The sequence below is a fragment of the Streptomyces sp. NPDC052236 genome (assembly GCF_044548015.1).
Classification (GTDB): Bacteria; Actinomycetota; Actinomycetes; order Streptomycetales; family Streptomycetaceae; genus Streptomyces.
The window spans coordinates 101480-126896 of the sequence record NZ_JBIUBL010000007.1; the positions used below are offsets into that span (position 1 = coordinate 101480).

The 25417-nt window shown below is 70.1% G+C and carries 20 protein-coding genes and 3 pseudogenes; 12 read left to right on the top strand and 11 right to left on the bottom strand.

The features are described from left to right. Positions 1-15: 15 nt before the first annotated feature. The 3 genes from ACIHCQ_RS14270 to ACIHCQ_RS14280 all read right to left on the bottom strand — a co-directional run bounded on the left by ACIHCQ_RS14270 (position 16) and on the right by ACIHCQ_RS14280 (position 3887). Positions 16-1422: an NCS2 family permease gene (locus ACIHCQ_RS14270; protein WP_399661663.1), complete on the bottom strand. Its 1407-nt coding sequence runs from the start codon at positions 1420-1422 to the stop codon at positions 16-18. Positions 1423-1770: 348 nt separating this feature from the next. After that, positions 1771-2946, bottom strand: coding sequence for a hypothetical protein (locus tag ACIHCQ_RS14275; RefSeq protein ID WP_399661665.1), 1176 nt, complete (start codon positions 2944-2946; stop codon positions 1771-1773). Then, positions 2943-3887: a 5-dehydro-4-deoxyglucarate dehydratase gene (locus ACIHCQ_RS14280; protein WP_399661667.1), complete on the bottom strand. Its 945-nt coding sequence runs from the start codon at positions 3885-3887 to the stop codon at positions 2943-2945. The genes ACIHCQ_RS14275 and ACIHCQ_RS14280 overlap by 4 nt, the downstream gene beginning before the upstream one ends. Positions 3888-4192: 305 nt before the next feature. Here ACIHCQ_RS14280 and ACIHCQ_RS14285 point away from each other — a divergent pair, with 305 nt between their 5' ends. The 3 genes from ACIHCQ_RS14285 (at position 4193) to ACIHCQ_RS14295 (ending at position 6542) form a co-directional block, all read left to right on the top strand. Then, the gene (locus tag ACIHCQ_RS14285) at positions 4193-5017 is read left to right on the top strand and encodes an NAD-dependent epimerase/dehydratase family protein (protein ID WP_399661669.1); all 825 of its coding nucleotides are present in this window, start codon (positions 4193-4195) and stop codon (positions 5015-5017) included. Between the two features lie 20 nt (positions 5018-5037). Then, positions 5038-5256 carry a hypothetical protein gene (locus ACIHCQ_RS14290; RefSeq protein ID WP_399661671.1) on the top strand — a complete coding sequence of 73 codons (219 nt, stop codon included), beginning with the start codon at positions 5038-5040 and terminating at the stop codon, positions 5254-5256. 62 nt (positions 5257-5318) lie between these two features. After that, positions 5319-6542 carry a TerD family protein gene (locus ACIHCQ_RS14295; protein WP_399661674.1) on the top strand — a complete coding sequence of 408 codons (1224 nt, stop codon included), beginning with the start codon at positions 5319-5321 and terminating at the stop codon, positions 6540-6542. 102 nt (positions 6543-6644) lie between these two features. Here ACIHCQ_RS14295 and ACIHCQ_RS14300 read toward each other — a convergent pair whose 3' ends face one another. Together ACIHCQ_RS14300 and ACIHCQ_RS14305 are read right to left on the bottom strand one after the other, a co-directional pair. Then, positions 6645-6875, bottom strand: coding sequence for a hypothetical protein (locus ACIHCQ_RS14300; RefSeq protein ID WP_399661676.1), 231 nt, complete (start codon positions 6873-6875; stop codon positions 6645-6647). Between the two features lie 660 nt (positions 6876-7535). Then, positions 7536-9011 carry a hypothetical protein gene (locus tag ACIHCQ_RS14305; protein WP_399661678.1) on the bottom strand — a complete coding sequence of 492 codons (1476 nt, stop codon included), beginning with the start codon at positions 9009-9011 and terminating at the stop codon, positions 7536-7538. Between the two features lie 350 nt (positions 9012-9361). Between ACIHCQ_RS14305 and ACIHCQ_RS14310 the strand changes: the two genes are divergently transcribed. Continuing rightward, positions 9362-11203 (top strand): endonuclease/exonuclease/phosphatase family protein, encoded by a 1842-nt coding sequence (locus ACIHCQ_RS14310; RefSeq protein ID WP_399661680.1) that lies wholly within the window; start codon positions 9362-9364, stop codon positions 11201-11203. A 9-nt stretch (positions 11204-11212) separates the two neighbouring features. On the opposite strand, the gene ACIHCQ_RS14315 is transcribed toward ACIHCQ_RS14310, so the two are convergent. Both ACIHCQ_RS14315 and ACIHCQ_RS14320 read right to left on the bottom strand, forming a co-directional pair. Next, entirely contained in the window at positions 11213-11932 is a 720-nt protein-coding gene (locus tag ACIHCQ_RS14315; RefSeq protein ID WP_399661682.1) for an antibiotic biosynthesis monooxygenase, read from the bottom strand. A gap of 102 nt (positions 11933-12034) precedes the next feature. Then, positions 12035-12622, bottom strand: a complete 588-nt coding sequence (locus tag ACIHCQ_RS14320; protein ID WP_399661685.1) for a hypothetical protein — start codon at positions 12620-12622, stop codon at positions 12035-12037. Between the two features lie 673 nt (positions 12623-13295). Between ACIHCQ_RS14320 and ACIHCQ_RS14325 the strand changes: the two are divergent. Continuing rightward, a pseudogene (locus tag ACIHCQ_RS14325) lies at positions 13296-14935 on the top strand (IS200/IS605 family accessory protein TnpB-related protein). Here the strand turns inward: ACIHCQ_RS14325 and ACIHCQ_RS14330 are convergent. Next, positions 14912-15137, bottom strand: a pseudogene (locus tag ACIHCQ_RS14330) (hypothetical protein); the annotation flags it as partial. The pseudogenes ACIHCQ_RS14325 and ACIHCQ_RS14330 overlap by 24 nt on opposite strands. Before the next feature lie 79 nt (positions 15138-15216). Beyond that, positions 15217-15543: a transposase family protein gene (locus tag ACIHCQ_RS14335; protein WP_399662027.1), complete on the bottom strand. Its 327-nt coding sequence runs from the start codon at positions 15541-15543 to the stop codon at positions 15217-15219. Positions 15544-15972: 429 nt separating this feature from the next. Here ACIHCQ_RS14335 and ACIHCQ_RS14340 point away from each other — a divergent pair, with 429 nt between their 5' ends. From ACIHCQ_RS14340 to ACIHCQ_RS14350, 3 genes are all read left to right on the top strand, one after another. Continuing rightward, positions 15973-17202, top strand: a complete 1230-nt coding sequence (locus ACIHCQ_RS14340) for a hypothetical protein (protein WP_399661686.1) — start codon at positions 15973-15975, stop codon at positions 17200-17202. Positions 17203-17678: 476 nt separating this feature from the next. Then, the gene (dapA, locus tag ACIHCQ_RS14345) at positions 17679-18557 is read left to right on the top strand and encodes a 4-hydroxy-tetrahydrodipicolinate synthase (RefSeq protein ID WP_399661688.1); all 879 of its coding nucleotides are present in this window, start codon (positions 17679-17681) and stop codon (positions 18555-18557) included. A gap of 9 nt (positions 18558-18566) precedes the next feature. Beyond that, on the top strand, positions 18567-19253 hold the full coding sequence (locus tag ACIHCQ_RS14350; RefSeq protein ID WP_399661690.1) for a phosphotransferase: 687 nt from the start codon (positions 18567-18569) through the stop codon (positions 19251-19253). A 368-nt stretch (positions 19254-19621) separates the two neighbouring features. On the opposite strand, the gene ACIHCQ_RS14355 is transcribed toward ACIHCQ_RS14350, so the two are convergent. Continuing rightward, complete coding sequence (locus ACIHCQ_RS14355) at positions 19622-20761, bottom strand: sensor histidine kinase (RefSeq protein ID WP_399661692.1); 1140 nt, start codon at positions 20759-20761, stop codon at positions 19622-19624. A 137-nt stretch (positions 20762-20898) separates the two neighbouring features. Here ACIHCQ_RS14355 and ACIHCQ_RS14360 point away from each other — a divergent pair, with 137 nt between their 5' ends. From ACIHCQ_RS14360 to ACIHCQ_RS14375, 4 genes and pseudogenes are all read left to right on the top strand, one after another. Continuing rightward, entirely contained in the window at positions 20899-21105 is a 207-nt protein-coding gene (locus ACIHCQ_RS14360; RefSeq protein WP_399661694.1) for a hypothetical protein, read from the top strand. 298 nt (positions 21106-21403) lie between these two features. Then, positions 21404-21790 (top strand): annotated as a pseudogene (locus ACIHCQ_RS14365) (recombinase family protein); the annotation flags it as partial. Between the two features lie 331 nt (positions 21791-22121). After that, positions 22122-22253, top strand: a complete 132-nt coding sequence (locus ACIHCQ_RS14370) for a hypothetical protein (RefSeq protein ID WP_399662062.1) — start codon at positions 22122-22124, stop codon at positions 22251-22253. 310 nt (positions 22254-22563) lie between these two features. Beyond that, positions 22564-23805, top strand: coding sequence for a cytochrome P450 (locus ACIHCQ_RS14375; protein ID WP_399661696.1), 1242 nt, complete (start codon positions 22564-22566; stop codon positions 23803-23805). A 4-nt stretch (positions 23806-23809) separates the two neighbouring features. On the opposite strand, the gene ACIHCQ_RS14380 is transcribed toward ACIHCQ_RS14375, so the two are convergent. Beyond that, positions 23810-25342, bottom strand: a complete 1533-nt coding sequence (locus tag ACIHCQ_RS14380) for an MFS transporter (protein ID WP_399661698.1) — start codon at positions 25340-25342, stop codon at positions 23810-23812. Positions 25343-25417: the final 75 nt, after the last annotated feature.

Sequence of the window (25417 nt, forward strand, 5' to 3'; positions counted from 1 at the left end):
GGACCGAGTGACGGCCTAGTTGACGCCAAGCAGCTGCTCAAGCGGGTCGATGGCGAAGTAGACCGCGAAGAGCGCGGCCGTGCCCCACAGCAGCCAGTGCACCTCCCGCGCCTTGCCGAGCACCGTCTTGATGACGACGTAGGCGAGGAAACCGGCCCCGATGCCGTTGGTGATGGAGTACGTGAACGGCATCACCGCGATCGTCAGGAAGGCCGGGATGGCTATCTCGTACCGCTCCCAGTCGATGTGCCGCACCTGCGCCATCAGCAGGAAGCCGACGGCGACGAGTGCGGGCGCGGCGGCCTGCGCCGGGACGACCGTGGCGAGCGGGGTCAGGAAGAGCGCGAGCCCGAACAGCGCGCCGGTGACCACGGAGGCGAGCCCGGTCCGCGCGCCCTCGCCGACGCCGGCGGCCGATTCGATGTACGAGGTGTTGGAGGACGCGGAGGCCGCGCCACCCGCGACGGCCGCCGCGCCGTCGATCAGGAGCACCCGGCCGAGGTTGGGGACCTTGCCCTTCTCGTCGAGGAGCCCGGCCTCGTTGGAGACGCCGACGACCGTGCCCATGGTGTCGAAGAAGTCGCTCAGGATGAGGGTGAAGACCAGCAGGACGAGGGTGATGATCCCGATCTCGTCGAACGCGCCGAAGAGGCTGAAGTCGCCGACGAGCCCGAAGTCGGGGGCGGCCACGATGTCGTCGGGCACGGACGGGACGGTCAGGCCCCAGGCGAGCGGCTTGATGTCGGCGATCTCGTTGATGACGATCGCGAGGAGGGTCATCGCCACGATGGAGATGAGGATCGCGCCCTTCACCTTGCGGGCCATCAGCGCGACGGTGAGCAGTACGCCGAGGCAGAAGACCAGCACGGGCCACCCGGAGAGCTGACCGCTCGCGCCGAGCTGGACGGGTACGGAGCCGGTGTCGCCGGGGATGCGGGTGGCGAAGCCCGCGTCGATGAACCCGATGAACGCGATGAAGAGCCCGATCCCGACGCTGATGGCCTGCTTGAGCGCGGCCGGGATGGCATGCATGACGGCCTCGCGCAGCCCGGTGACGACCAGGACGCAGATGAGGATGCCTTCGATGACGACGAGCCCCATCGCGTCGGCCCAGCTCATCAGCGGCGCGATCTGGAAGGCGACGACGGCGTTGAGCCCGAGCCCGGCGGCGATGGCGAGCGGCAGATTGCCGCCGAGCCCCATGATGACGGTCATGACGGCGGCCACCAGGGCGGTGGCGGTGACGAGTTGGGGCCCGGAGAGGTGGGCGCCGAATTTGTCCTCGGCGCTGCCCAGGATGATCGGGTTGAGCACAAGAATGTAGGCCATCGTAAAGAACGTGGCGAAGCCACCGCGTACTTCGCGCGCGTAGGTCGAACCTCGCGCGCTGATGTGGAAGTAGCGGTCGACCTGTGCAGACATGGCTCTCCTCGTAGGGGCAATCCGGCTGGCGGGTAGCTGGATTGTTCCCGTGGGGAGAGCGTTTCAGGTTATCCGCGTGTTACGGGTTGTCCGCTGTCGGGCGCGCTCGGGCCCTTGTCGGGGCTCCGCCCCGAACCCCGCGCCTCAAACGCCGGCGAGGCTGGGTTTCCAGCCCGTCCGGCGATTGAGGACTGGGGGTACCTCCCACGCCGCTAGGCGTAGGGGGAGGGTCTGGGGCGGAGCCCCAGTTCGGGATGGGGGTCCCTCCCAGGCGAAGCTCTGGGGGAGGGCGGGCAGGGGAAAGCCCGCCGCAGGCGCACCCGCAACGCACCGCACCCCGCAACCCCCTCACCCCAGCCCCGCCACCGCCTCCCGCACAACCCCCAGGTCCCCGTCCGACGCCAACCCCGCATGGTAAAGCCGCAGCTCATTCGCCCCCGCCTCACCCGCCCGCGCCGCATCCTTCGCCAGCGTCCCCGGACTGCCCCCCATCCCGCTCACGACCGTGAAGTTCGCAGCGAGCACCGGCACCGCACCCTCCACCTCCACCTCCGCTTCCGCGAACGCCGCGAGCAACCCCACCCCGCCCGCGCAAGGCACCACAACGCCGTCCGCGACGGACAGAATGTGCGCCGGGTCCACCGCCGCGTTCGCCCCGCAGCGGTACGCGACCGGGTCCGCGTGCAGCAGCACCTGGAAGCCCTCCGGCGCGGCCCCCCGTACCGCCGCGACCGCGGCCTCCTGGAGCGTACGGGCGACCCCCGTCCGGAACTCCAGCGTCGCCGCGGCGAGTTCGGCGCCCAGCAGATCACCGATCCCGGTGTCGGACGCCACCGCCCCCCGCCACACCGGCTCCAGCCCGCTCCGCACCGCCGCCGCGATCCGTTCCGGTTCGACGCCCGCTCCTCCGTACCCCTCACGGCACGCCGCACAGAAGCACAGCGACATCAGATACTGCGCCGCCTGCCCGAGCCCCACCCCGGCCGTCTTGTCGTGCGCGTGCAGATGGCCGAGGCCGTACCAGCCGCACGACTCCAGCTCGGTGCCGCGCGCCCCCGGCCGCGCGCCCGCCTCCGCCGCGAGGTCCACCAGCAGTTCGCGGACCGCGGGCTGCGCGATGCACGGGGCCCAGGGGTAGCGGTCGCCGTACACGTTGACCACGGAGGTCTCCGGATGCTCCGCGCCGAGGCGGGAGTTGTGCGCCAGCACCACCCAGCTGTGGACCTCGAGCCCGGCGTCGGCGAGCGCGGCGGCGGCCTCCCCGTACGCGTCCCCCGGAGCCCAGTCCCCGGCGGTGTACGGGCGCAGCTCCCGGCCCGCCCACCGCTCGGCGTCCGGCGGATAGAGCACGGCGGCGTGCTCCGCCGTGACGATCCGGTGCCGGGGATGGCGCGGGGTCAGCGCGCGCGTCGAGTGGTACGCGGAGGCGAGGGTGACCTGCTGCACGCCGAGCTCCGCGATACGGTCCGCGGCGTCCGGGTCGCCGACGACGTCCCAGGGGTACAGAAAGGCCGAGGTTTTCACGCGCTCTCCTCCAGCAGCGCCCGCCCGCGCTCGATGAGCGCCGCGAGCGCCTCGATGTGGGCGGGTTGGGGTTCGCTGAGCGGCGGCCGCACTTCACCGACGTCCAGCCCTTCGAGCCGTACGCCCGCCTTGACGAGGGATACAGCGTATCCGCGGCCGAGATTGCGCAGTTCGACCAGCGGTACGAAGAAGCCGTCCAGCAACCGGCCCACCGTCTTGTCGTCGCCGGTGGCCAGCGCGCGGTGGAAGGCGAGGGCGATGTCGGGGGCGAAGGCGAACACGGCGGAGGAGTAGAGCGAGACGCCGATGCCGCGGTAGGCGAGGCCGGTGAGTTCGGCGGTGGGCAGCCCGTTGAAGTAGAGGAAATCCTGGTCAGGCAGTTCGCGGCGGACGGCGGAGACGATGCGCTGCATCAGATCGAGGTCGCCGCAGCCGTCCTTGAGGCCGATGATGCCCTCGACCTGGGCGAGCGCGACGACGGTCTCGGGCGTGAAGACAGCGTTGTCGCGCTGGTAGACGATGACATCGAGGGAGGTCGCGGCGGCGAGCGCAGCGTAGTGGCGCACCAGCCCCGCCTGGTCGGCGACGACGAGGTACGGCGGCATGGCGAGCAGCCCGTCGGCGCCCGCGTCCTCCGCGAGCTTCGCGTACTGGGTGGCGAGTGCGGTGCCGTAGCCCGCGCCCGCGACGACCGGCACCTCGCCCGCCGTCTCCTGGACGGCCGCGGCGACACAGTCGCGGAACTCCTCGGGCGTCAGGGCGTGGAACTCGCCTGTGCCACAGCAGGCGAAGACCGCCGCCGCGCCGGCGTCGACGCCGCTTCTCACATGGGCGCGGAAGGCATCGAGGTCGAGGCCGCCGTCCGGCCCGTACGCGGTGACGGGGAAGAACAGCGGTGCCTGGACCCGGGTGAGCCGGGCGGCGAGCGGGGCTGAGGTCACGGGCACTCCCTGGGCCGGGCACCGAGCCAGAAGCTCCGTGCACAATTATGATCGTTGTCTATATTTCTGAACGCCGTCACGCTAGGGCAGCCGCGCCGCGCCGGTCAAGACGAAAACCGCAAATCAGCGGCGGAATCGGTCCATCCGCGCAACACTTGACGGCGTCCGGGGCGACTCCTTAGCGTGTCCACACATGTGAATGCGGTTTAGGAACCTGAGCGTTGCTCTACGGACCTGAGCATTTCTGAGCCTCAGCATCAGCACCGGCATCAGCGCCGGCATCAGCATCTCAAGGAGATCCGTCCATGCCCGCTCCCCGCATTGTCCTGCTCACCGGCGCCGCCGGCGGCCTCGGCACACTGATGCGGGGGCTGCTGCCCGCGTACGGCTACGAACTCCGGCTCCTCGACATCACCCCGATAGAGGGAGCGCCGGACGCGATCATCGCCGACCTCGCCGACAAGAAGGCGCTGCGCGAAGCGGTACGGGGCGTCGACGCGATCATTCACCTTGCGGGCATTTCGCTGGAAGCCTCCTTCGAGAAGATCCTGCGCGCGAACATCGAGGGAACGTACAACCTCTACGAGGCGGCCCGCGAGGAGGGCGTCGAACGCATCGTCTTCGCCTCCAGTAATCACGCGGTCGGCTTCACCCCCCGCCCCGCCGGAGAGCCGCCGTTCGGCCCGGACCAGCTGATCCCCATCAACACCCCGCACCGCCCCGACACCTTCTACGGCCTGTCCAAGTGCTTCGGCGAGGACCTGGCCCAGCTCTACTGGGACCTGCACGGGCTGGAGACAGTCTCCGTCCGCATCGGCTCCTGCTTCGCGGAGCCGAGGTCCGTACGGATGCTGTCGGTGTGGATGAGCCCCGGCGACGGCGCGCGCCTCCTCCACGCCGCGCTCACCGCCGAGGACGTCGGCCACACCGTCGTCTACGGCTCCTCGGCCAATACGCGCCTGTGGTGGGACCTGTCGACGGCGCGCTCGCTGGGCTACGAGCCCGAGGACGACTCGGAGCCGTACGCCGCGAAGCTCATCGCGGAACAGGGCGAACTCGACCCGGACAACCCGGAGCACACGCATCTGGGCGGGCACTTCACCATCAACCCGCCCCAGTGGCCCTACTGACGGCCGGCTGACGACCGGCGATGGCCAGGCCCTTCGGATTCAGTTACGCGGTCCACAGCGACGGCAGCGTCGTGATCACCCACCGTGGCCGTACGGCCGCGACCCTGCGCGGCTCCCGGGCCGAGAAGTTCCTGGCGGAGGTGGAGTCGGGGGACGCGCAGGTGGTAATGGCGCGCTGGACCGGCGCATACAAATTCGGCAATGAGCGCACTGCCAGGAACCATCCCCGCAACCGCTAGAAACCGAGCAGAGCCGAGAAGAGTAAGGGAACGGCAAAGCGACTTCGCTCGTTACCCCTGGCATGACAGCTATGACCCCCGGCTCGAACATCCCTCTCTCCGTCGCGCGCGTGGCGGTGGACGTCGCCGCCCCGGTGCGGCTCGACGTATCGGGCCTGCTGCTCACGGCCGACGGCAAGGTGCGCTCCGACGACGATTTCATTTTCTACAACCAGCCGACGGGCCCCGGTGTCAGCTACCGCTCCGGCGGCGGCACCGCGCCCGACGCGATCGTGGTGGACACCTCGGCCGTCCCGCCGGGCATCGAGAAGATCGTGGTGACGGCGAGCCCGGACGCGGCGGGCCAGACGTTCCAGGGCGTCGAGCCCACGGCCACCATCCGCAGCGCGGACGACGGCAGCGCGCTCGCCACGTTCACTCCGCCGCGGCTCGGCGCGGAGACCGCGCTGGTCGTGGTGGAGATCTATCTGCGTAACGGCGTCTGGAAGGCCCGCGCGGTCGGCCAGGGCTACACGAACGGGCTGGCGGGCATCGCCACGGACTTCGGCGTCTCGGTCGACGAGGAGCCCACGGCCACACCCACTCCTGCTGCTCCGGCCGCCCCTGCCGCTCCGATGGCCCCGCCCGCTCCGGCGGCCCGCCCCGCGGTGCAGGCTCCGCCCGTCCCGCCGTCGCCCCCGTCGGCGCCCGCCGCCCCCGCCGCGCCCGGGAAGATCAACCTGGACAAGGGGCGGGTCAGCCTCCAGAAGAACCAGACCGTCTCCCTGGTGAAGGGCGGCCGCCCGCTGCTCTCCCAGGTCAAGATGGGTCTGGGCTGGGAGCCCGCGTTCCGCGGCAAGGACATCGACCTGGACGCGTCCGTGATCGCGTACGGCCCGAACCGCAATCACCTGGACAGCTGCTACTTCGGCAAGCTCTCGATCCTGAACGGAGCGATCAAGCACTCCGGCGACAATCTGACGGGCGAGGGCGCGGGTGACGACGAGGTGATCGTCGTGGATCTGGGGCGGCTCCCGGCGGAGGCGACGGGGCTGGTCTTCACCGTCAATTCGTTCTCGGGACAGAAGTTCACCGAGGTCGCCAAGGCGTACTGCCGCCTGCTGGACGCGGCGACGGGCGAGGAGCTGGTCCGCTTCGACCTGACGGGTACGGAGCCGCAGACCGGCGTGATGATGGCGAAGCTGATCAAGCAGTTCACGGGCGAATGGGATATGACGGCCATGGGCGACTTTGTGAAGTCCCGCACGGTACGCGGCATGGTGAAACCGGCCGCCCAGGCACTGTGACCTGACTGCTGGGGACGCTGGATAAAGGCTGGAACGAGGCTGGGACCCGGCGCCTCCGGGTCCGCCATCCTTACCGTGATGGCGGGCCCGGGGGCCGCGTCCTCAGAGTTTGGCCAACTTGGTATAAGGGCTCAGGATTCTTCCCTGACGCCCGGAGAAGTCGACGAGCACAGCGGCATTGTCGCCCTCTACTGCGAGGACTCTTCCGAGTCCGAACTGGTCATGCGAAACCCGGTCGCCCACTTCATAACGCTCAATCGGTGGGGCAGCCGCGGCCGGTTTGTTGAAGGGACTGGAGGGCAGGTAGCGCCGGGATCCGGCTGACTTTGTCATTACCTTGAGTATGCGCCCTCGGGCCCTCGACACGCCACGTCGGGACGGCGCGCGCTATGCGCCGAGCGCGGGCTGTCGCGGTACATGACATAGAGCACGGTGACTCCGGTGTCGGTCTCACCCCATATGACCAGGCCGATCGCCCCGCCTGCCGACTCCGGCCGCAGACCGGAAGGAGTCACGGTCACTTCGATCCCGCCCCGCGATCCACGTCACGTCCCGTGTCGCGGCACCGGCGATTCGCTCCATCCCGGCGTGCGGCTGCTCGTGCGGTTCGGTGTCCTGAATCCCGTACGAGCCTGACGTCTACGGCGCGGGCCCGTGTCGGGGGCGCTGCCCCCGAACCCGCCCCCTACGCCCTGGCGGGCGTGGGGGAACCCCCAGCGCCTCAATCGCCGGCGGGGCTCTTTAGAGCCCGTCCGGCGATTGAGGACCGGGGGGTCTGGGGGCGGAGCCCCCAGTTACGGGAAAGGGCGGGGTGGGGAAAGGCCCGCCGCAGGCGCCGCACCCCGCACCGCCGCAGCTTGGCCTCGGGCGAGGAACGGAACCCTAGGCTCCCCCGCCCCGCCCCGCCCCGCCCCGCGAAGCGGACTCAGCCCGCATCCCGCGGGGCCCCCGGCGCACCGCCCCGGCTACAGCAAGCCCCAGGGAGCGGCACAGTCACCCACCAGCCCGTGACCGCGCCTTGAACGCCGCCTTGCGCGCGTCCTTCGACGCCCCCTTCTCCCGGTGCAGCCTCCCCATCGCCTCCAGCACCTCCGCCGTCGCCGGATGCTCCACCCGCCACGCCGCGTCGAAGAAGCCGCTGTGCCTGCCGACCAAGCCCTCCACCAGGTCCTGGAGCTCCTCCAGCTCCCCCTCCGCGTCCAGCTGCGCGGCAATCGTGTCTATGGCCAGCCAGAAGATCATCGACTCCGGCGGCACCGGCACCTCCGACGCGCCCCGCTCCGCCAGCCACACCCTCGCCAGGCCGCCCAGTTCCGCGTCGTCCAGGACCTCCCGGACCGCCGGTTCCGCCTGCGGGCCCACCAGGGCCAGCGCCTGCTGGCAGTGCAGGCGGCGCAGCGGTGCGCCCTTGTCCGTGCCGCGGGCAGCCGCGAGGAGTTCGCGCGCCGCGCCGACCGGGTCGCGCCGGGCGAGCCACTGCTCCGTCTCGGCACGCGCGGCCAGCTCGGGGAAGTACGCGACCCCGTCCAGGAGCACGTCCGCCCCCTTGTCCGCCAGGTCCCCGACCGCCGGCGCGTGGATGCCCGCCTGAAGCATCCGCGCCCTGATCCCGTACCGCCCGAGGGGGGTGAGCTTGACCAGCCCGTACCGGGAGACGTCCTCCTCATCGACCGGAGCCGCGGGCTCCGCGCCGGAGAGCTCGCTCTCCTCCGCCATCAGCGCCTCGTCCACCGGCTGGTATTCGACCAGACCGATCGGCTCCAGCAGCCGGAACTGTTCGTCCAGCCGCATCATCGCCTCCGACACCTGCTCCAGTATGTCGTCGGTGGGCTCGCCCATGTCGTCGGGGACGATCATCGACGCGGCGAGCGCGGGCAGCGGCACGGGTTCCTCGGACGCGCCGTCCTCGACCGCGGTCAGCAGATACAGGTTCCCGAGGACCCCGTCGAGGAACTCCGCCTCCTCGTCCGGGTCCCAGTCCAGCGCGTCGAAATCGATCTCGCCGTCCTCGCCGATCGCGTCCGCCAGCTCGGCCAGATCGTCCAGCACAGGAGCGGTCGCATCCGCGTGCACAGCCTCCAGCGAGTCCAGCCAGATCGCCAGGATGTCCTGGGGCCCGCCCGAGGCGATCAGCGCGAGGCTCTCGCCCGCGGTGACCGTGCCGCTGTCCTCCATACCCGCGTCCTGCGGCTCCTGGACATCCACCAGCCCGGCGTCAACAGCCGTACGCCACGCCTCGCTCGCGTATGCGGAACCCTCACCGTCCTCGTCGCCGAGTCCCAGCACCTCGGCAGCCGCGGACAGTTGCTCTTCCACCAACTCCCCGCCGGCCCCGACCCTCGTCTCCGGCCCCGCCCAGCGAGCGAGCTTGACAGCCCTCGTCAGCAGCGGTGTTGCGAGTGCCTGCCGCGCCAGTTCCGCGTCCGAGAGAAGCCGCACCGGCGGCAGGGTAGGGCGGTCTTCGGGCATCTGGTGGTTCTCCTCGGGCGTGCGGACGTACGGGGTACGGCTGCCCCGTGGGCAGCCCCCAGCGTAGACGCATTTCACCGGGTTTCGCCGCGCCCCGGGAGTACGCCCAGCACAAACGCGGGCACCGCCCGGGCCACCCCGGACCACCCCCGGCCGCCCCGCAGACCACCCCCGCGGGCCCTCGCCCACGACACCGCGCCCCGCGGCAGCCGGTTCATCCGCCCGTCGGTCCGCGTACACCCGCCGACCCTTGACAACTGCCCCGCCCAAAGAAGAGATTGACGCGCGTAGAACTCTTTCGGCCACTCTTCGCACAGCCCGCTCCCCCACCCTCACTCCGGAGTTCCGTGATGCCTTCCTCCGCCGTACCGAGATCCGCCGCCTTCTCGGCCGTCGTCGCCGCCGCGCTCGCCGCGGGCCTGCTCGCCGGTTCCGCCGCCTCCGCCGCCTCGACCGCCGAGGTACGGATCCACGACATCCAGGGCTCCACCCGCATATCCCCGCTGATGGGGCAGCAGGTCACCGACGTCTCCGGCATCGTCACCGGCGTACGGACCTACGGCTCCAGGGGCTTCTGGTTCCAGGACCCGCAGGCGGACGGCGACGCGGCCACCAGCGAGGGCGTCTTCGTCTTCACCAGCTCCGTGCCGACCGTCGCCGTGGGCGACGCGGTCAAGGTCTCGGGCCTCGTCGGCGAGTACATCCCCGGCGGCACCTCCTCCGGCAACCAGTCGATCACGCAGATCTCCAAGCCCACGATCACCGTAGTCTCCTCGGGCAACGCGCTGCCCGCGCCCGTCACGATCTCCGCGAAGTCCGTGCCGTACGCATACGCCCCCGAAGGCGACCCCGCGGCGGCCAACAGCATCAACGCGCTGCCGCTGAAGCCCCGCTGGTACGCCCTTGACCTGTACGAATCGCTGGAGGGCAGCAACGTACGCATCGGCTCCTCCCGCATTGTCGGCGCCACCGACCCGTACTCGGAGCTGTGGGTGACGGTCAAGCCGCACGAGAACGACAACCGCCGCGGCGGCACCGTCTACGGCTCGTACACCTCCCAGAACACCGGCCGGCTGCAGATCCAGCAGCTCGCCCCGATCGCCCAGCAGCCCTTCCCGAAGGCGAACGTCGGCGACTACCTGGCCGGGACGACCGAAGGCCCGCTGGACTTCAACCAGTTCGGCGGCTACACGCTCGTCGCCCGCACGCTGGGCACGGTCACCGACCGGGGCCGGGCGCTGGAGCCGGAGAAGACCCGCGCGCAGCGGCGCGACGAGCTCGCGGTCGCGACGTACAACGTCGAGAACCTCGACCCGTCCGACCCGCAGGCGAAGTTCGACGCGCTGGCGGGCGCGGTGGTGAACAACCTCGCCTCGCCCGACATCATCGCGCTGGAGGAGATCCAGGACGACACCGGTGCGAAGAACACCGGCACCGTGGCCGCCGGCGAGACGCTGAAGAAGTTCACGGCCGCGATCACGGCGGCGGGCGGCCCGGCGTACGAGTGGCGCACCGTCGACCCGGAGAACAACAAGGACGGCGGCGAGCCCGGCGGCAACATCCGTCAGGTCTTCCTCTTCAACCCGGAGCGGGTCTCGTTCACGGACCGCCCGGGGGGCGACGCGACGACCGCGACGGCGGTCGTACGGGAGCGGGGCGAGGCCGCGCTGACCCTGTCCCCCGGCCGGATCGACCCGGCGAACGCCGCCTGGGAGAACAGCCGCAAGCCGCTGGCCGGGGAGTTCACCTTCCGCGGCCGTACGGTCTTCCTGATCGCCAACCACTTCGGCTCGAAGGGCGGCGACGAGAACCTGACCGCGCACCACCAGCCGCCGAATCGTTCCTCCGAGGTCAAGCGGCTCCAGCAGGCGCAGTCGGTGAACGCCTTCGTCAAGGACATCCTCAAGGCCGACCGCCGCGCCGATGTCGTGGTCCTCGGGGACATCAACGACTTCGAGTTCTCGGAGACGACGATGGCGCTGACAGATAGCGGCGCTCTCTATCCGGCGATCAAGACGCTTCCCCGTTCGGAGCGTTACTCGTACGTCTTCCAGGGCAACAGCCAGGTGCTCGACCAGATCCTGACGAGCCCGGCGATCGGTCCGTTCGCGTACGACAGCGTGCACATCAACGCGGAGTTCGCGGACCAGAACAGCGACCACGACCCGCAGGTGCTGCGCTTCCGCCCGTAGCGGCTCGCGCTACACGCCCGCGCTGAGGCTCAGCGCGGGCGTGTACCGGTTGACGCCGCCGCCGGTCACGCCGGGGAAGTTCATCACCTTCGCCCACTGCGGAGTCGGTGACCCGATGCCGTCGCCGGGCGCGGCAAGCGCGTCGCGATGGGCCTGGGCGCTCTCCCACTCCGCGTAGTTGAGCACCCTGGTCTCGTCCACGCTGACGTGGAAATGCCCGGAAATCCCGCCCGGGTGCGGGTGCGGCTCGGTCTCCAGCGCCTCGAAGACGCCGTCGACCCAGGCCTGCTGGCGCGCGGCGTCCGGCCCCTCGAACTCCACGTCGACGATGACGACGCACCCCGGTACCCGCCGGTCGTCCGCCTGGTGCGTGCCGCTGCGGTAGAGCTCGTACGAGCGCAGGTCGAGCCGCTCGATGCCGGGCACCGCCGCGTCGATCTCCGCGTTGCGATCGTCCCGGAAGGTGCGGAAGAAGTCCTGGTAGGCGTCTTCGTCCCGCCACTGCGAGTAGTGGAGAAGGGTGCGGCCGTCCTCGCCGACGTGGACCGTGTACGAGAGCAGTCCGGCATCGGGCCACTCCCGGCTCTGCCAGGTCCGGGAAATGGCCTCGACGGCGGCCCGCTGCCGCTCGGGCGTGGCGACGTCCCAGGTGGAGACCTTGACGACGCCGACGCCGGTACGGGTGAGATCGGGCCGGGCGTCAGGCTGGACGTTCACGGTCAGGGTCATGGCGATGCCTCCTCGCGGGGCGGCGCGCCGGTGCGGTGCGCCGCTGGAGACCATCGTGAAACGTGAAGTGCGGTTGAGGTCAACCGTCGATCGGGACAGCTCTCAGCCGCCCGCGCCCACGTCGTTGTTCGGCGCGCCGTCGCCCTCCGGAGGGAGATCGCCGCGCTCGACGGGCGAGGCGGGGGCCTGCTGCTCCGGCAGGAGCTCGTCCAGCTCCTGGTCGTCGGCGGGGCGCGCGGCCTTGGCGGCGGCGCGCAGGGTGTCGCGGTCCACCGCCGCTTGGTCGGCTCCGATCCGTACGACATGGCCGTCCTCGGCGCGCGCGTACGTGTGCGCGCCGTCGGATGCGCTGTACCAGAGCGTGCCGTCGCGCTCGCACTTGGCGCAGTTGGCCTCGGTCAGCGTGCCGCGGTCGACCTCCAGCCGTAGCTGGCCGCCGGTTTTGGAGACGTACACGCTGGAGAAGCCGTCACCGCCCAGGACTCCGACGGACTGGGTGGCCAGGTCGTAGCCGTCGGCCTCGGTGACGTAGATGTGCTCCAGCGCGGACTGCATATAGCGGGCCCGCGCCTCCAGTTCGGACCGGTCGGGCGACGATCCGGCGGATTCGGTGCCGCAGCCGGCCAGGGCGGTCAGGGCGAGGGGCAGCAGCAGGACAAGCGGGAGGCGGCGGCGCACGGCTCGGATCATGGGCACATCGTGCCTCAACGGGCCTGTCTATGCCTCTCCTTAGGGCAGCGCCGGCTCCCCAGGCCACCTCACCTGAGCGGGAGGTGGATACCAGGGCAAGACCGAGTCCATCTGCGAGATCATCGCCACATTCGAAGACCGCTGGCGCGAGTTGCTGGGATACCTCAACTCCGACGCCCTTGCCGGAACCCGCGACTTGCACGCCCCAGTCGCCTACGTCCAGACGCCGGTGACCGCAAAGCCGAAGAGCTTGTGCAAGGCGGCTCGTCGCCGACTCCCTGCGCGACCACGGCGCCAAGGTCCTCATTCTTGACGACATCACCCGGTTGCGCATGCACCGGGCCGACGATCAGGACACGCTCCTTGTGACGGCCTTGGCCCAGCGACCGGCATGGTCGGCGAGCGCCAGGGATTCCACCCATCCGTCTGTGCTGGTATGCAGGGGTTGTGGACTGCTGCCGAAGTAATGAGCGGTAGTGACTTCTGGTGAGCGTGAGTGAGTGCTGGGTCGGGTTTGAGTCTGGCCGTACGGGCCGGTCTTCTTCTGTGTGCGGTGTGCTCCGGGCCCCGTCACGGGAGGGGAACGCGGGTTCCTGGGTCGAATGGGTGACCTTTGCGGGTGGTGCTCGTTGACTGCGGTGACGGGGTTCTTTGGCCGGACGGGGGTGAACGGGTGGGCGTGCTGCGCGAGTTGGCGGCATCGTTCGTTGTCCCCGGCCCTGGTGGGGTGTCGGTCCGGGACCGGCTGCGGGTGTCGCAGGTGGATGCGGCGGTGCTGGTGGAGGTCGGCGTCTTCCTCGGCTCGCTGGCCTGTGGTGATCTCGCGGAACGCTCCCGGCAGGGACTGGCGCATGATGCCACCGGGTGGGCGGTGCGTAAGCGGGAGCTGACGGGCAAGTCCTCGGCGCGCTGGGCGGGCAGTATCACCAAGGCCACCCATGATCAGTGGGCGCTGGCGAGGCGCGGGCAGGGCGCCCACAGGGTGTGGCTGCGGGGGCAGATCGCGTCGATCGAGGCCAGGCTGGTCCGGCCGCTGGGGGCCAGGGCCAATAAGCGCGAAGGGCTCGTGCGCGGGTACGGCAGCCGGGCGGAGTGGCATGCCAAGTCCCGTCGCCTGCACGCTTTGAAGGACCGGTTGGCGGTGGTGGAGGCGGACTGGGCGGCGGGCCGGGTGCGGGTGGTGTGCGGCGGTAAACGCCTTGCTCATGCTCGTCACCACCTTCAGGCGGCCGGGCTGAGCGAGCAGGAGTGGCGCAAGCAGTGGGTAGCAGAGCGGATGTTCCTGGCGGCCGATGGGGAGTCCGGCAAACGGTTCGGCAACGAGACCATTCGTGTCACCGATACCGGACAGGTTTCGATCAAGCTTCCGGCCCCGCTGGCCCATCTGGCCAACGCCCCGCACGGCCGGTACGTGCTGGACGCGACCGTGGCCTTCCGGCACCGGGGTGCGGAGTGGGCCGACCGGATCGCAGCCGGCCGGGCGGTGGCCTACCGCATCCACCACGACGTGCAGCGGGAGCGCTGGTATGTCACCGCGTCCTGGCAGCGCGCCGCTGCCCCCGTCCTCCCGCTTCAGGCGGCGCTGGTGCGGGGTGTGGTGGGGGTGGACATGAACGACGACCACCTGGCCGCCTGGCCGCCTGGCGCCTGGACGTGCACGGCAACCCGGTCGGAGAGCCGCAGCGCTTCTTCTACGACCTGACCGGCAGCACGCAGCACCGCGACGCACAGATCCGCCACGCGCTCAGCAGGCTGCTGCACCACACCCAACGTTGCGGGGCCGCGGCGATCGCCATCGAGGACCTCGACTTCACCGACGGCACCAGCCGGGAGAAGCACGGCCGCAACAAACGCTTCCGCCGCCTGCTCTCCCGCTTCCCCACCGCGAAACTCAGGGCCCGGCTGGTCTCCATGGCCGCCGAACAGGACATCGCCATCGTCGCGGTCGACCCTGCCTACACCAGCCGCTGGGGTGCGCAGCACTGGCAGAAACCGCTGACCACCCCACGACGTGAGATGTCCCGGCACGATGCGGCGAGCATCGCGGTCGGGCGACGCGCCCTCGGACACCCGATCCGGCGACGGACGACACCGCCCCACCCCGACCGGAGCGATCGTGGTGGGCATCGGACCGTTCAGGCCCGACCGGAGGCCCCAGGGCGTGAGGAAACCCGCCCCCACCTGCCCGGACCGCGCACCAGATGCGCCCCGCCGGCCGTGGAGCGAAAGCGGGGGACCAGCCTGCCCAACACCGTTCGGGGCAGCGCCACCGAGCAGCAGTCCTGGCACCAGGGCCGTCGGGGCAGATCATGAATCCGTAGGCCATGGACACCCGGCAGCTCCCCGCCGGGAACGACCAGCCTTCTGCGGCCGAGCCCTCGGGACAGTCGGCGTCCAGGATGCGCGGGCCGCCCTCGTAGAACGGGGCCGGCGGCAGGGCAAGGCCGCCCCAGCGGTCCTGGAAGGCGGCGGCCCGGTCGATCTCCGCAGCGGGGATCCCGCGCTCGTCGGCGATTCGCCTTCGCTAGGTGGCCCCTCGCCGAAACTGCAGGGCAACGGCCCTTCAGCCGACCCGGGGACAAGGCGGTGCTGCCCTACGACTGCCGGTTCGTCGGCGAAGCCTTCACCGACACAGATCGAGATCGGTGATGCGGCTCATCCGGCGTGACGGGAGTTCCACGCGAAGGTGATGCGGGCCATCGAGGGATCCCGTCTCGGTAGGTGGTGCATTTGAAGCGCCGGACCAGAAGCTCGATCACGACCGGCGTGATGCCGAGGGGAGCGTCAGCCATCCGCCGCAGATACCGGCCGTGCACCCGCCACGACGGCAATGTGCACCGCGGACATCTCACCGGGAGCGTCCGGCACGACGTACGAAACGTGACCACCCTGGACGTCCGCTCGACGGACTCCACGACCACACCGGATAAACGCGGTAGCAGCCGCCCCAAATCCCCTGAACTGCATACTTGGTCGATGCCCAGCTCAGACCAGTGTCATCACAAGATCTCCGACGGACCCGAATTACGCGATCGTCCACACAGGCGTCCCGTCCGCGCCGGTAGCCGTACTCCAGGCCCGCTCGATTACCTGTCGAGTTCGAGGGCCTGCGTGTCGGGCCAGGTGCTGGCCCCGGTGCTCTTGCCTGCTCCGGCCACGCCGATCAGGACGATCAGCGAGGGGAGCCCCGGGAGGTGATGTCACACCCATCATGACAGGTCAGAGCGTGTTTTCGTAGGACGAACGGCACAGGTGACCAGCCTTGTTCGGCCCTATCCGGGGCACCCAGAATCTCCGTCATGAAACACTCGGGGAAAGTCGATCAGGACGACATCGTGCGGGCGCGGAATGTGCTGCTCGCATCGGGACGCCGCACCCCGCGCGAAGAAGTCGACGCCTACCGGGTTCTCGCCCAGGTCAGCCCCGCCGCGTACCTGCCGCTCCTCGCCAATGCGCTGCAGCGTCTGAGTTACGACACCAGCCGCGGCAGGCCGCATCCGGACAGCCTCGCGCTGTGCGAGGAGGCGGTGGCCGTGGCGCGGGCCGTCGACACGGCCGAAACTGCCCGTGCGGATGTTCTGTACGAGGCCCTCAACACGTGCCAGAGAGAGCTGTACGCCGTGGGTCGACGCGCCGAAGGACTCTCCATGCGCGCCGAGATGCTCGCCATTGGCCGCGCACAGGCCGAACTGTCCGGAGCCCCCGTGGCCGGACTGAGCAAGTGGGCTGCCGGCCTCTCCGAGGAAGGCCGGTATGCCGAGGCTGCCGATGCCATGACCGAGTTGGTCGCAGCGATCCTGCCCCATGGGCCCGCCAGCGGGGGTCTCGCGTGGTCGCTCCTGGAGTGGATCGCCGCTCTCCATGACGCCGGCCGGTCCAGCGAAGCACTCGCCGCGTTTGAGACCCTCGTCAGCATGGAAGCGGCCGAAGCCGCGAATGGCCGGGGCCCGATAGCCTGTCATCTCTACTCGCTGATCGGGTATGCACAGATGCTCGACGCCTATGGCCGAGGCGAGCAGGCGGCCCTCGTACGGCAAGAGGCACTCGCCTTGCTGACGGAGTGGGCCGATACCGGTGAGCGGAAATCCTGGAGTAGCTATGAGGCGTCGTTTTGGGCGGTGCTGATGTCCTTCTCCGGCGCCGATGGCGAGCGGCCTGCTTCCGATGGACCGCGTCCCCCTTCGGGGGCGGCGCCCATAGAGTGGTCGCCCGATGCCAAGCGGCGCTACTTCGACAGCCGTCATGTCCTCCGTGACGAGGTGGACACCCTTGCTGCGCGAGCCACCGAGGATCCGGACCAGTATCTGGCCGAACTGGTCCGGCTGCATCGGGTCCTCACCGTCCGCTCCGCCGTCTACTGGGAGCACCGCACCCATCTGTTCGCGGAGCGAGTGCGTTCCCTGTTCGACGAGGGAGTGGGCCTGGCCCGCCAGCTGTCTCAGCACGACCCGGCAGACGGAACGCGAACACTGGCCAGGACCCTGATCGACCGATCGACCTTCTACATCGCCGCCTGCGAGTTCAGGCCCGCGCTTGATGACTTCCGGGAAGCGCTGGGTTACCTGGGGGAGGTCAACTAACCCGAGCCGGCCAACGTCTGCCCCAGGACTCGTACACACGAGCAGCTCGCGCCAGGCTGCGGAAGATCGGCCATTCCGCAACTTCCGATAGCCCGGGTTACCAGTATCCGGGATGGTCGTGTCGACGGGCAGCATGTTGACCAGGTGCAGCTTCTTCATGGGGTGGGTTCTCCCTGCGGGTCCAGAGCACGGGTGGAGCAGTAGGCGCGGAGGCCGTCGTTCTCGGTGATGAGCGCTGCGGCTTCATGCAGAGGCATGACGCGTCGCCGTCGCGGTCCGGCTCGATGCGTTCGGCGGCGTGCGCAGCGACGGTGAGCAGCTGCGCGAGGGAGCCGAAGACGCTGTCGGGCGGGTCGGCTTCCCGGTGGAGCTCGCGCAGGATCTCCGCGAGCTCCACCGACAGTTCAGCCTTACTAACTCGTCCCTTTAAGAAAATCTAAGTGGACCTTCACGCTCCGCCGCGCCGAGACTGCCGTATGACCACGACCTCCCGCCCTTTCGGCCGCGCCCTGTGCGCGATGATCACCCCCTTCACCGCTACCGGCGAGCTGGACCTGCCCGCCGCCCAGAAGCTCGCGGACCAGCTGGTGGCCGCGGGCTGCGACGGTCTCGTACTGAACGGGACCACCGGCGAGTCACCGACGACCTCGGACACGGAGAAGACCGCGCTCGTACGGGCGGTGGCGGACGCGGTCGGCGACCGCGCGGCGGTCGTCGCGGGCGTGGGCAGCGCCGACACCCGGCACACCGTGACCCTGGCGCGCGCGGCCGAAGCGGCGGGCGCGGACGGGGTGCTGGTGGTGACGCCGTACTACAGCCGCCCGCCCCAGCCCGCCGTCGAGGCCCACTTCCGCCGGGTCGCGGACGCGGTGGGCATCCCCCTGATGCTGTACGACATCCCCGCCCGCACCGGCACCCGCATCGAACCGGACACGCTGCTGCGCCTGGCCGGGCACCCGCGCATCGCGGCCGTCAAGGACTCCGCGTACGACCTGCTCACCTCGACCAAGCTGATCACGCGCACTTCGCTGGCGTACTACTCGGGCTGCGACGAGCTGAACCTCCCGCTGTACGCGGTGGGCGGCGCGGGCTTCGTCAGCACGGTCGCGAATGTCGCACCACGGGAACTACGGGCAGTACTGGACGCGTACGACGCGGGCCGCGTCACCGAGGCGGCGCGCCTGAACCAACAGCTCGCCCAACTGGTCGAATTGATGATGGCCTCGGGCCTCCCGGGCACGGTGACGGCGAAGGCTCTGCTGGACGCCGGGCCGGTGAGGGAGCCGCTGCAAGCCGCCGACCGGGAGGCGACCGGCGCTCTGCGTGCGGCGTACGAGGAACTGACTCGCGGATAGGGTCCCCGCATGCAGAGGGGTGAGCTCATCGGCTCCGGCCGCAGCGCGGACGCGTACGCGATCGATGACGAGTGGGTCCTTCGCCGGTACCGAGACGGCGGTGACGCCACGGCGGAAGCAGTCGTGATGTCCCACCTCGCGGAGCACGGATATCCGGTACCGCGCGTACGGGACGCAACGGACACCGACCTGGTGATACAGCGGCTGTACGGCCCGTCCATGCTGCAGGCATTGGAGGGGGGCACGATCACGGCCAAGGAGGCAGGGGCGGTGCTCGGCCACCTGCTGCACCGCCTGCACACGATTCCCGCACGGGTCTCGCCCCAGAATCCGCTGGCCCGTGTCCTCCACCTCGACCTGCACCCGGACAACGTCATGCTCACACCGGATGGGCCCATGGTGATCGACTGGCGCAACACCGAGGAAGGCCCGCCCGGACTGGACTGGGGAATGTCGTCCCTGATCCTGGCGCAGGCCGCCGTCGACACCCCGGCCCAAGCGGCAGTGGCGTGCGCGGTGCTGAGCTCACTGCTCAGCCATCCCGGCCCTTCGGTCACCCTCGGAAACGCCAACGCCGGGCACCTCGCCGAAGCCAGAACGAGACGGGCGGCCGACCCGGCGATGAGCGGGCGCGAGCCGCGCCTCCTCGATGACGCCGTTGCGTTGGTGTGCGAACTGGCGCCCGCTGCCTCGTAGGCAAAGGCGTGGATCGTCAGCATTGCCGACGGTACGTTGCGATCCGGCGTTCTTCCGCGATCGTCTCGAAGAGGTAGCTAACTCGAAGATCCAGCCGAGCAACGCCAGCCGCCGCCCTTAGGCCGTCCGCCGGCGCGGGGCGTGGTCGTCGGGAACGTTCGGGGAGGCGAAGTGGAACGGCACCCCGAGGCGATCGGCCAGGGCCTGGCCCGCCTCGACGGCGACGGTGCCCGGCGGGGGGGCCGCCGGGCGAGTGGTGGACGGTGGCCAGGTGACCTTCCCCGGCCGGGTCGTCCAGGACCGCGACCAGCCCGGGAGGGCTGCGGCGCGGGCCGCAAGCGAGGCGAGGTCGAGGTCATGCCGTCACGTTAGCGGTCCATCTCCTTGGCGCCGTCCCAGGGCAGCCAGGCACGCAGTAGGAACGAGCCGCCCCGAGGACCGTGCTCCAGCCGCCCGCCGGCCAGTTCGGCGCGTTCGCCGAGCCCGATCAGTCCCTGCCCGGCACCCGGGATCGCTGTTCCAGGGCCGTCCGGGAGCGGGTTCGTCACGGCCACCGTCAGTCCTTTTCCGGGCCGGCCTGACACGGTGACCGTGATCTCGGTGCCGGGTGCGTGTTTGCGGGCGTTTGTCAGGCCCTCCTGCACAACGCGGTACGCGGTGCGGCCCATGGCGGCAGGGAGCGCGTCCGCATCCCTGGCTTCCTGGTGGTACGTGACGCCTATCCCGGTCTCGCGGGACTCCGCCATCAGCCGCTCCACGTCTGCCAGCGTCGGCTGCGGCCGTCCTTCGGTCCCGTCCGGGCCCGCCGTCGGCGCCCGCAGGACGCCGATCACCTCGCGCAGGTCCTGCAGTGCCTGGTGCGCGCTGTTGCGGATCACCTCGGCCGCGCGCCGAACGTCCGCCGCGGGGGCGCCCGGATTGAACTCCAGCGCCCCCGCGTGCACGCTCAGCAGCGACAGCCGGTGGGCGAGGACGTCGTGCATCTCCCGGGCGATCTCCTCCCGCGCCTGCCGCCGGGCCTCGCCGGCGGCCCGGGCCGCGCGCTCCTCCAGCGACGCGATCAGCGCCCGCCGGGAACGTACGTACAGCCCCCAGCCGATAGCGCCCGCCACCAGCGCAAAGTAGGTGAGGGCGGAACTGGCCGCCTCGGACTCCGCATCCGGCCCCTGCGTCAGAAACACGAGGAACTGCACCACCGCGACCGCCGCCACCCAGCCAGTGACCCGCCGCTCCCGGTGCACCGCAACCGTGAACAGCGCCACCAGCGTGGCCCCGGTCAGATGGTGGAAGTGCGTCCCGGCCAGCATCAGCACCACGGCCAACTGCACCGGCCACCGGCGCCGCAGGAACACCGATGCGCAGGCCAGTCCGCCGGTCACCTGGTCGGCGATCTGCTCGCCGCCGGACATATCCTCGTCCAGGTGCACCGATTCCGCCGTGACCAGGGAGAAGACCACGGCGAAGAGGAAGAAGGCGATGTCGACGAACCAGTCGCGGCGGCTGCGCATACTGCCGAATCTACGTGGGCAGTGCAGCCGCCCGGTTCCTGCGTATCGCAGGTCGATACTTTCGGACTACAAGCGCGCCGCCCCCGTATACCAACGACCGATACTGGCCCTGATCTGGGATTTCTACCGTTGAGGTCATGAAGGGCACTCTTGGTTTCATCAGCTTCACGTTCATCGTCGGCGGCCTGCAGGGCATCGTCCACGAGGCCTTCGGCAAGTGGATCCCGCTCATGGGCTTCATGAAGCACCTGTACGCCGACGGCTACGAGATCTACATCAGCATCGCGCTCATCGTCTTGGGCATCGCCGTGGGCACCGCCGCGCGGAAGGCCCCGAAGGAGTAGTGCCCGCTCAGAAGGCCGCCCCCTCCGACTCATTGCGCGCCCCGGCACGGCACACACTCGGGCAGCCAGTCATCCCGGGCGGTACAGGTTCTCACAAATGACCAGTTGCGCGAGTTCTGCGAGAGCCCCGGAGGCGGTCACGTTTTCGCAGGTCGCCGTTCGCAGAAGTCCTCTCAAAAGCGGCGCGTTGCGCGAGACGGTTCTGACACACGGCCGGGGTGGACCTGACGCCCGATCAAGCCGCAATCGCGGTAGAACGAAACGACTGTCCAAAGTGTGAAGCCCCGGCCGGGAGTCCGTGCCGCACCAGGAGCGGGAAGACCGCGACGAAGTACCACACCGCCCGCTTCATCCTCGTCCCCGCGCTCCGCGAGGAACTGGAAGTCCTGGTGCCGGAGGACCGGGGGCCGGGGCGGACCTGGAAGCAAGGGCCCGCCCGTCGAGGCGGTGTCGGCCGCCGTGGCGGCGAAGCCGAGAGGCCGCCCCCGACCAAGAGGTCATCCTCACCGTCCACGAGCTCAAGCGCCTCGCCCGCAACGCCGCCGAACTGATGACCCTGTCCGGACAGCTCCAGGACGCCGGCGTCCAGCTCGCACTCCTCACCGGCCCCCTCACCGGCGTCTACAACCCCAACGGCATGGGCGCCATGTTCTTCGCCGTCCTGGCCGTCGCCGCCCAACTCGACCGCAATTACATCCGGGAGAAGACCCTGGAGGGCCAGCAGACTGCCGCCGCCAAGGGCAACCACGGCGGTCGGCCGAAGGTCATTGACGACGACTCCCTCGTCTTCGCCCGCGCGCTCAAGGACCGCGGCGTCCCCGTCCCAGAGATCGCGGCGAAGCTCACCATCAAGACCGGCAAGAACGCGGGCAAGCACCCCTCGGTCGCCTCGCTGTACCGAGCCCTGGCTGAAGCCGAGGAGACCGCCGTGTCCGACGACGTGCAGATCGTCGGTGCCCGCCGCCCGGTCCGTGCCCGCATCACCGGGCCAGGCATCAGCACCGACCCCGGAGCTGATGGAACGCCTGACCCGACAGGTTCTCGACGGCGACAGCCTGCTGGACGACCTGGCCCGCCAGGCTCAGGACGGCCGGGCCGACGTGGTGTCCCAGTTGCTCGCGCAGGCCAGGAACGGAGAAGCCGAGTGATCCCCATGCCGCCGTGTCGCTGGAAGGGCCCGGCGTCCTCGGCGCTGCCGGGCCCGGAGAACACGGTCCCTTCGGCCCCCGGCCCGATCCTGCGGAGACCGACGAGGAGACCACCGGCCCCAGCCCCGGCCAGGTCGAACCCTCTGCGGAGTAAGGGGATCAGCAAGATCAATCTCACCGGGATTTCCTGTACCTCAACTACTCACACCCGGAACCGGCCTCCGGTGACCGCACCGGCTCCCTTCGGTGAAATCCCGCGGATCGATCACACTGGGGCATATGACCGCATGGACACACTTCGGGAGGCATGATGAGCCAGCAGCCGGTCCTTTTGCCCTACGCCGACCCGGGCTTCGTGGCGGATCCCTTCCCGCTCTACCGGCAGCTGCGCGAGGACGGCCCCGTGCGGCGCGCCGTCATCGCCGGCGGCCTGGAAGCCTGGCTGGTCACACGGTACGAGGACGGCCTCTCGGCCCTGTCCGACCCACGGCTGAGCAGCGACATCCGCGACGCGTCCGATACCCGGCTCCTGCGGCAGCTGCCCGCGACGGAGCGCGAATCCATGCTGCGCAACATGCTCCGTTCCGACCCGCCCGACCACACCCGCCTGCGCCGCCTGGTCTCGAAGACATTCACCGCGCGCAGAGTGGCCGAGCTGAAGCCCCGCGTCCAGGCGATCACCGACCGGCTGCTCGACGCGGTCGTGCCCGTTGGCCGCGCCGACCTCATCGAGGACTTCGCACTGCCTCTCCCCGTCACCGTGATCAGCGAACTGCTGGGAGTACCCGTAGCGGACCGCCACGACTTCCAGCGATGGACCGACGACATGGTCCGGCGCGGAGCGGAACCGCCGGACCCGGCCGTGGTGGACGCGGCGTGGCAGCAGATGCGCTCGTACCTGACCAAGCTGCTCGATGCCAAGCGAGGCCGGCCAGGGGACGACCTGCTCAGCGGGCTGATCACCGCCCGGGACGAGGAGCAGCGGCTGGACGAGGAAGAGCTGATCGCCATGGCGTTCCTGCTGCTGGTCGCCGGATACATCACCACCGTCAACCTGATCGGCGGCGGCATCGCCGCGCTGCTCGCGCACCCCGACCAGTTGGAGAAGCTGCGGGACGATCCGGCGCTGCTGCCGGACGCGATCGAGGAGATCCTCCGCTACGACGGACCGGTCAACCCCGGCATCGCCCGGTTCGCGCGCGAGGACGTCACCATCGCGGGCGTGACCATCCCGCGCGGCGCGACCGTGCTGATCGCGTCCGCCATCGCCGACCGCGATCCGGCGCAGTTCCCCGACCCCGACCGCCTGGACGTCACCCGGCGGGACAACGCCCACCTCGCGTTCGGGCACGGCATCCACTACTGCCTGGGGGCGCCACTGGCCCGGCTGGAGGGCCAGATCGCCATCGGCACCGCCCTGCGCCGCCTTCCCGGGCTCGCCCTGGCTGTGCCGCCCGGCGAGCTGCGATGGAGGCCCGGCGGTCTGCGCGGCCCCAAGCACCTGCCCGTCACCTTCGCCCCCGACGGCCAGGTCGGTTCGCAAGATCGCTGAAGTGTCAGGGCGCGGCGTGCACCCTCGGCCCCGTCTCCGGGGCCTGGGCCCGGCCGGTCGTCGCCGTCGCATCGTGGGCGTCAGGGGCGTCGGGGTCGTCGTCGGTGTCGCTCAGGTCGCCCCGTCCCGGCGGCAGTACGAACGCGAGCAGTCCGGCCAGTACATACAGTCCGACGACGGTCAGCAGGCCAACGACCGCCGAGTCGGTGGGGGTGTGCCGGTCCTCCAGCGCCGTGAAGTAGACGGTGCCCACGATCGCGACGCCGGTGGCCACTCCGACCTGGATGGACGTGTTGATCAGCGAGGACGCGGCGCCCGAGGCGGACTTGGGCATTTGGGCCAGCACGATGGTGAGCAGCGTCCCCGCTACCATGGCGAGGCCGATACCGGAGACGATCATGCCTGGCGCCAGGTGCCACCACTCCAGCGAGCCGGAGTAGTGCTCGACGGTCCAGATGATGACCCCCATGCCCAGGGCCATGACCGCGCAGCCCAGGAGCACCACCCGGCGGCCGAGCGGCATCAGTCGCGGGGCCACGGCCGAGCCGATGCCCACGCCCACGGTGAACGTGACCAGCGCCACCGCGGTGCGCAGGGGGGAGTACCCCTCGCCCGTCTGGAGGTGGACTGTCAGGACCAGCTGATAGGCCATCCCGCAGAAGAAGAGGATGGCGACCAGCAGACCGCCGAGCGAGCTGCGGTGGCGCAGCAGTGCCGGGTCGATGATCGGTGACTCACCGCGGGCGATCACCCGGTGCTCGTAGCGGACGAACAGCCAGAGGATCACCGGGCAGGCGATCATCAGGGCGAAGGTCCACCAGGGCCAGTCCAGTTCCCGCCCCTGTACGAGCGGGAAGAGCAGGCTGATCAGGCCGACGGTCGCGATCAGGGTGCCGCGGATGTCGAAGCTCTCCCGGGCCGCCACGCGCGACTCGCGGGTGAGGAGGGCGGCGGCGATCAGCGCGGCCAGTCCGACGGGGACGTTGATGAAGAAGACCGGCCGCCATCCCAGGCCGAAGAGGTCGGCCTCCAGCAGGACGCCACCCAGCAGCGGGCCGCCGATGCCGCCCACGGCGAGTGACATGCCGTAGAGGGACATCGCCTTCGGGCGCTCGGACTTCGGGAAGTCCAGCTGAAGCATGGCCAAGACCTGCGGCACCATCAGCGCGGCCGAGGCGCCCTGGAAGATCCGGGAGACGATGAGCATCTCCGGGTTGACCGCCGCGCCCGCCAGCGCCGAGGTGACGACGAAGCAGCCGAGGCCGATGAGGTAGATCCGCCGGCGTCCGAGCTGATCGCCGAGGCGGGCCCCGGTGATCATCGCGGCGGCGAAGGCCAGCGTGTAGCCCGCCACCGACCATTCCAGCTGGGAGGACGAGGCGTTCAGGTCCTGCTGAACGGCGGGCAGGGCCACATTGAGGACAGTGTTGTCCACCATGTCCATGAACACCGCGAAGAGAGTGACCGCCAGCGTCGCCCAGCGCTTCGGGCTGTACTGCGGCGGGGGCGTCGTACCAGCCAATGGTTCCACCGTCATGGGACCACCCTTCCGATAGTCCCTGTACGAGGACGCCGGCCGGGGCACGGGACCAACAAGGGAAAATGTTTGCTT

What these genes read in the sequence shown, in the direction of transcription:
- ACIHCQ_RS14270 (WP_399661663.1), bottom strand. Translation starts at nt 1,422, where the DNA reads ATGTCTGCACAGGTCGACCGCTACTTCCACATCAGCGCGCGAGGTTCG.
- ACIHCQ_RS14285 (WP_399661669.1), top strand. Translation starts at nt 4,193, where the DNA reads ATGCCCGCTCCCCGCATTGTCCTGCTCACCGGCGCCGCCGGCGGCCTC.
- ACIHCQ_RS14290 (WP_399661671.1), top strand. Translation starts at nt 5,038, where the DNA reads ATGGCCAGGCCCTTCGGATTCAGTTACGCGGTCCACAGCGACGGCAGC.
- ACIHCQ_RS14295 (WP_399661674.1), top strand. Translation starts at nt 5,319, where the DNA reads ATGACAGCTATGACCCCCGGCTCGAACATCCCTCTCTCCGTCGCGCGC.
- ACIHCQ_RS14300 (WP_399661676.1), bottom strand. Translation starts at nt 6,875, where the DNA reads ATGACAAAGTCAGCCGGATCCCGGCGCTACCTGCCCTCCAGTCCCTTC.
- ACIHCQ_RS14305 (WP_399661678.1), bottom strand. Translation starts at nt 9,011, where the DNA reads ATGCCCGAAGACCGCCCTACCCTGCCGCCGGTGCGGCTTCTCTCGGAC.
- ACIHCQ_RS14310 (WP_399661680.1), top strand. Translation starts at nt 9,362, where the DNA reads ATGCCTTCCTCCGCCGTACCGAGATCCGCCGCCTTCTCGGCCGTCGTC.
- ACIHCQ_RS14315 (WP_399661682.1), bottom strand. Translation starts at nt 11,932, where the DNA reads ATGACCCTGACCGTGAACGTCCAGCCTGACGCCCGGCCCGATCTCACC.
- ACIHCQ_RS14320 (WP_399661685.1), bottom strand. Translation starts at nt 12,622, where the DNA reads ATGATCCGAGCCGTGCGCCGCCGCCTCCCGCTTGTCCTGCTGCTGCCC.
- dapA (WP_399661688.1), top strand. Translation starts at nt 17,679, where the DNA reads ATGACCACGACCTCCCGCCCTTTCGGCCGCGCCCTGTGCGCGATGATC.
- ACIHCQ_RS14350 (WP_399661690.1), top strand. Translation starts at nt 18,567, where the DNA reads ATGCAGAGGGGTGAGCTCATCGGCTCCGGCCGCAGCGCGGACGCGTAC.
- ACIHCQ_RS14355 (WP_399661692.1), bottom strand. Translation starts at nt 20,761, where the DNA reads ATGCGCAGCCGCCGCGACTGGTTCGTCGACATCGCCTTCTTCCTCTTC.
- ACIHCQ_RS14360 (WP_399661694.1), top strand. Translation starts at nt 20,899, where the DNA reads ATGAAGGGCACTCTTGGTTTCATCAGCTTCACGTTCATCGTCGGCGGC.
- ACIHCQ_RS14370 (WP_399662062.1), top strand. Translation starts at nt 22,122, where the DNA reads ATGGAACGCCTGACCCGACAGGTTCTCGACGGCGACAGCCTGCTGGAC.
- ACIHCQ_RS14375 (WP_399661696.1), top strand. Translation starts at nt 22,564, where the DNA reads ATGAGCCAGCAGCCGGTCCTTTTGCCCTACGCCGACCCGGGCTTCGTG.
- ACIHCQ_RS14380 (WP_399661698.1), bottom strand. Translation starts at nt 25,342, where the DNA reads ATGACGGTGGAACCATTGGCTGGTACGACGCCCCCGCCGCAGTACAGC.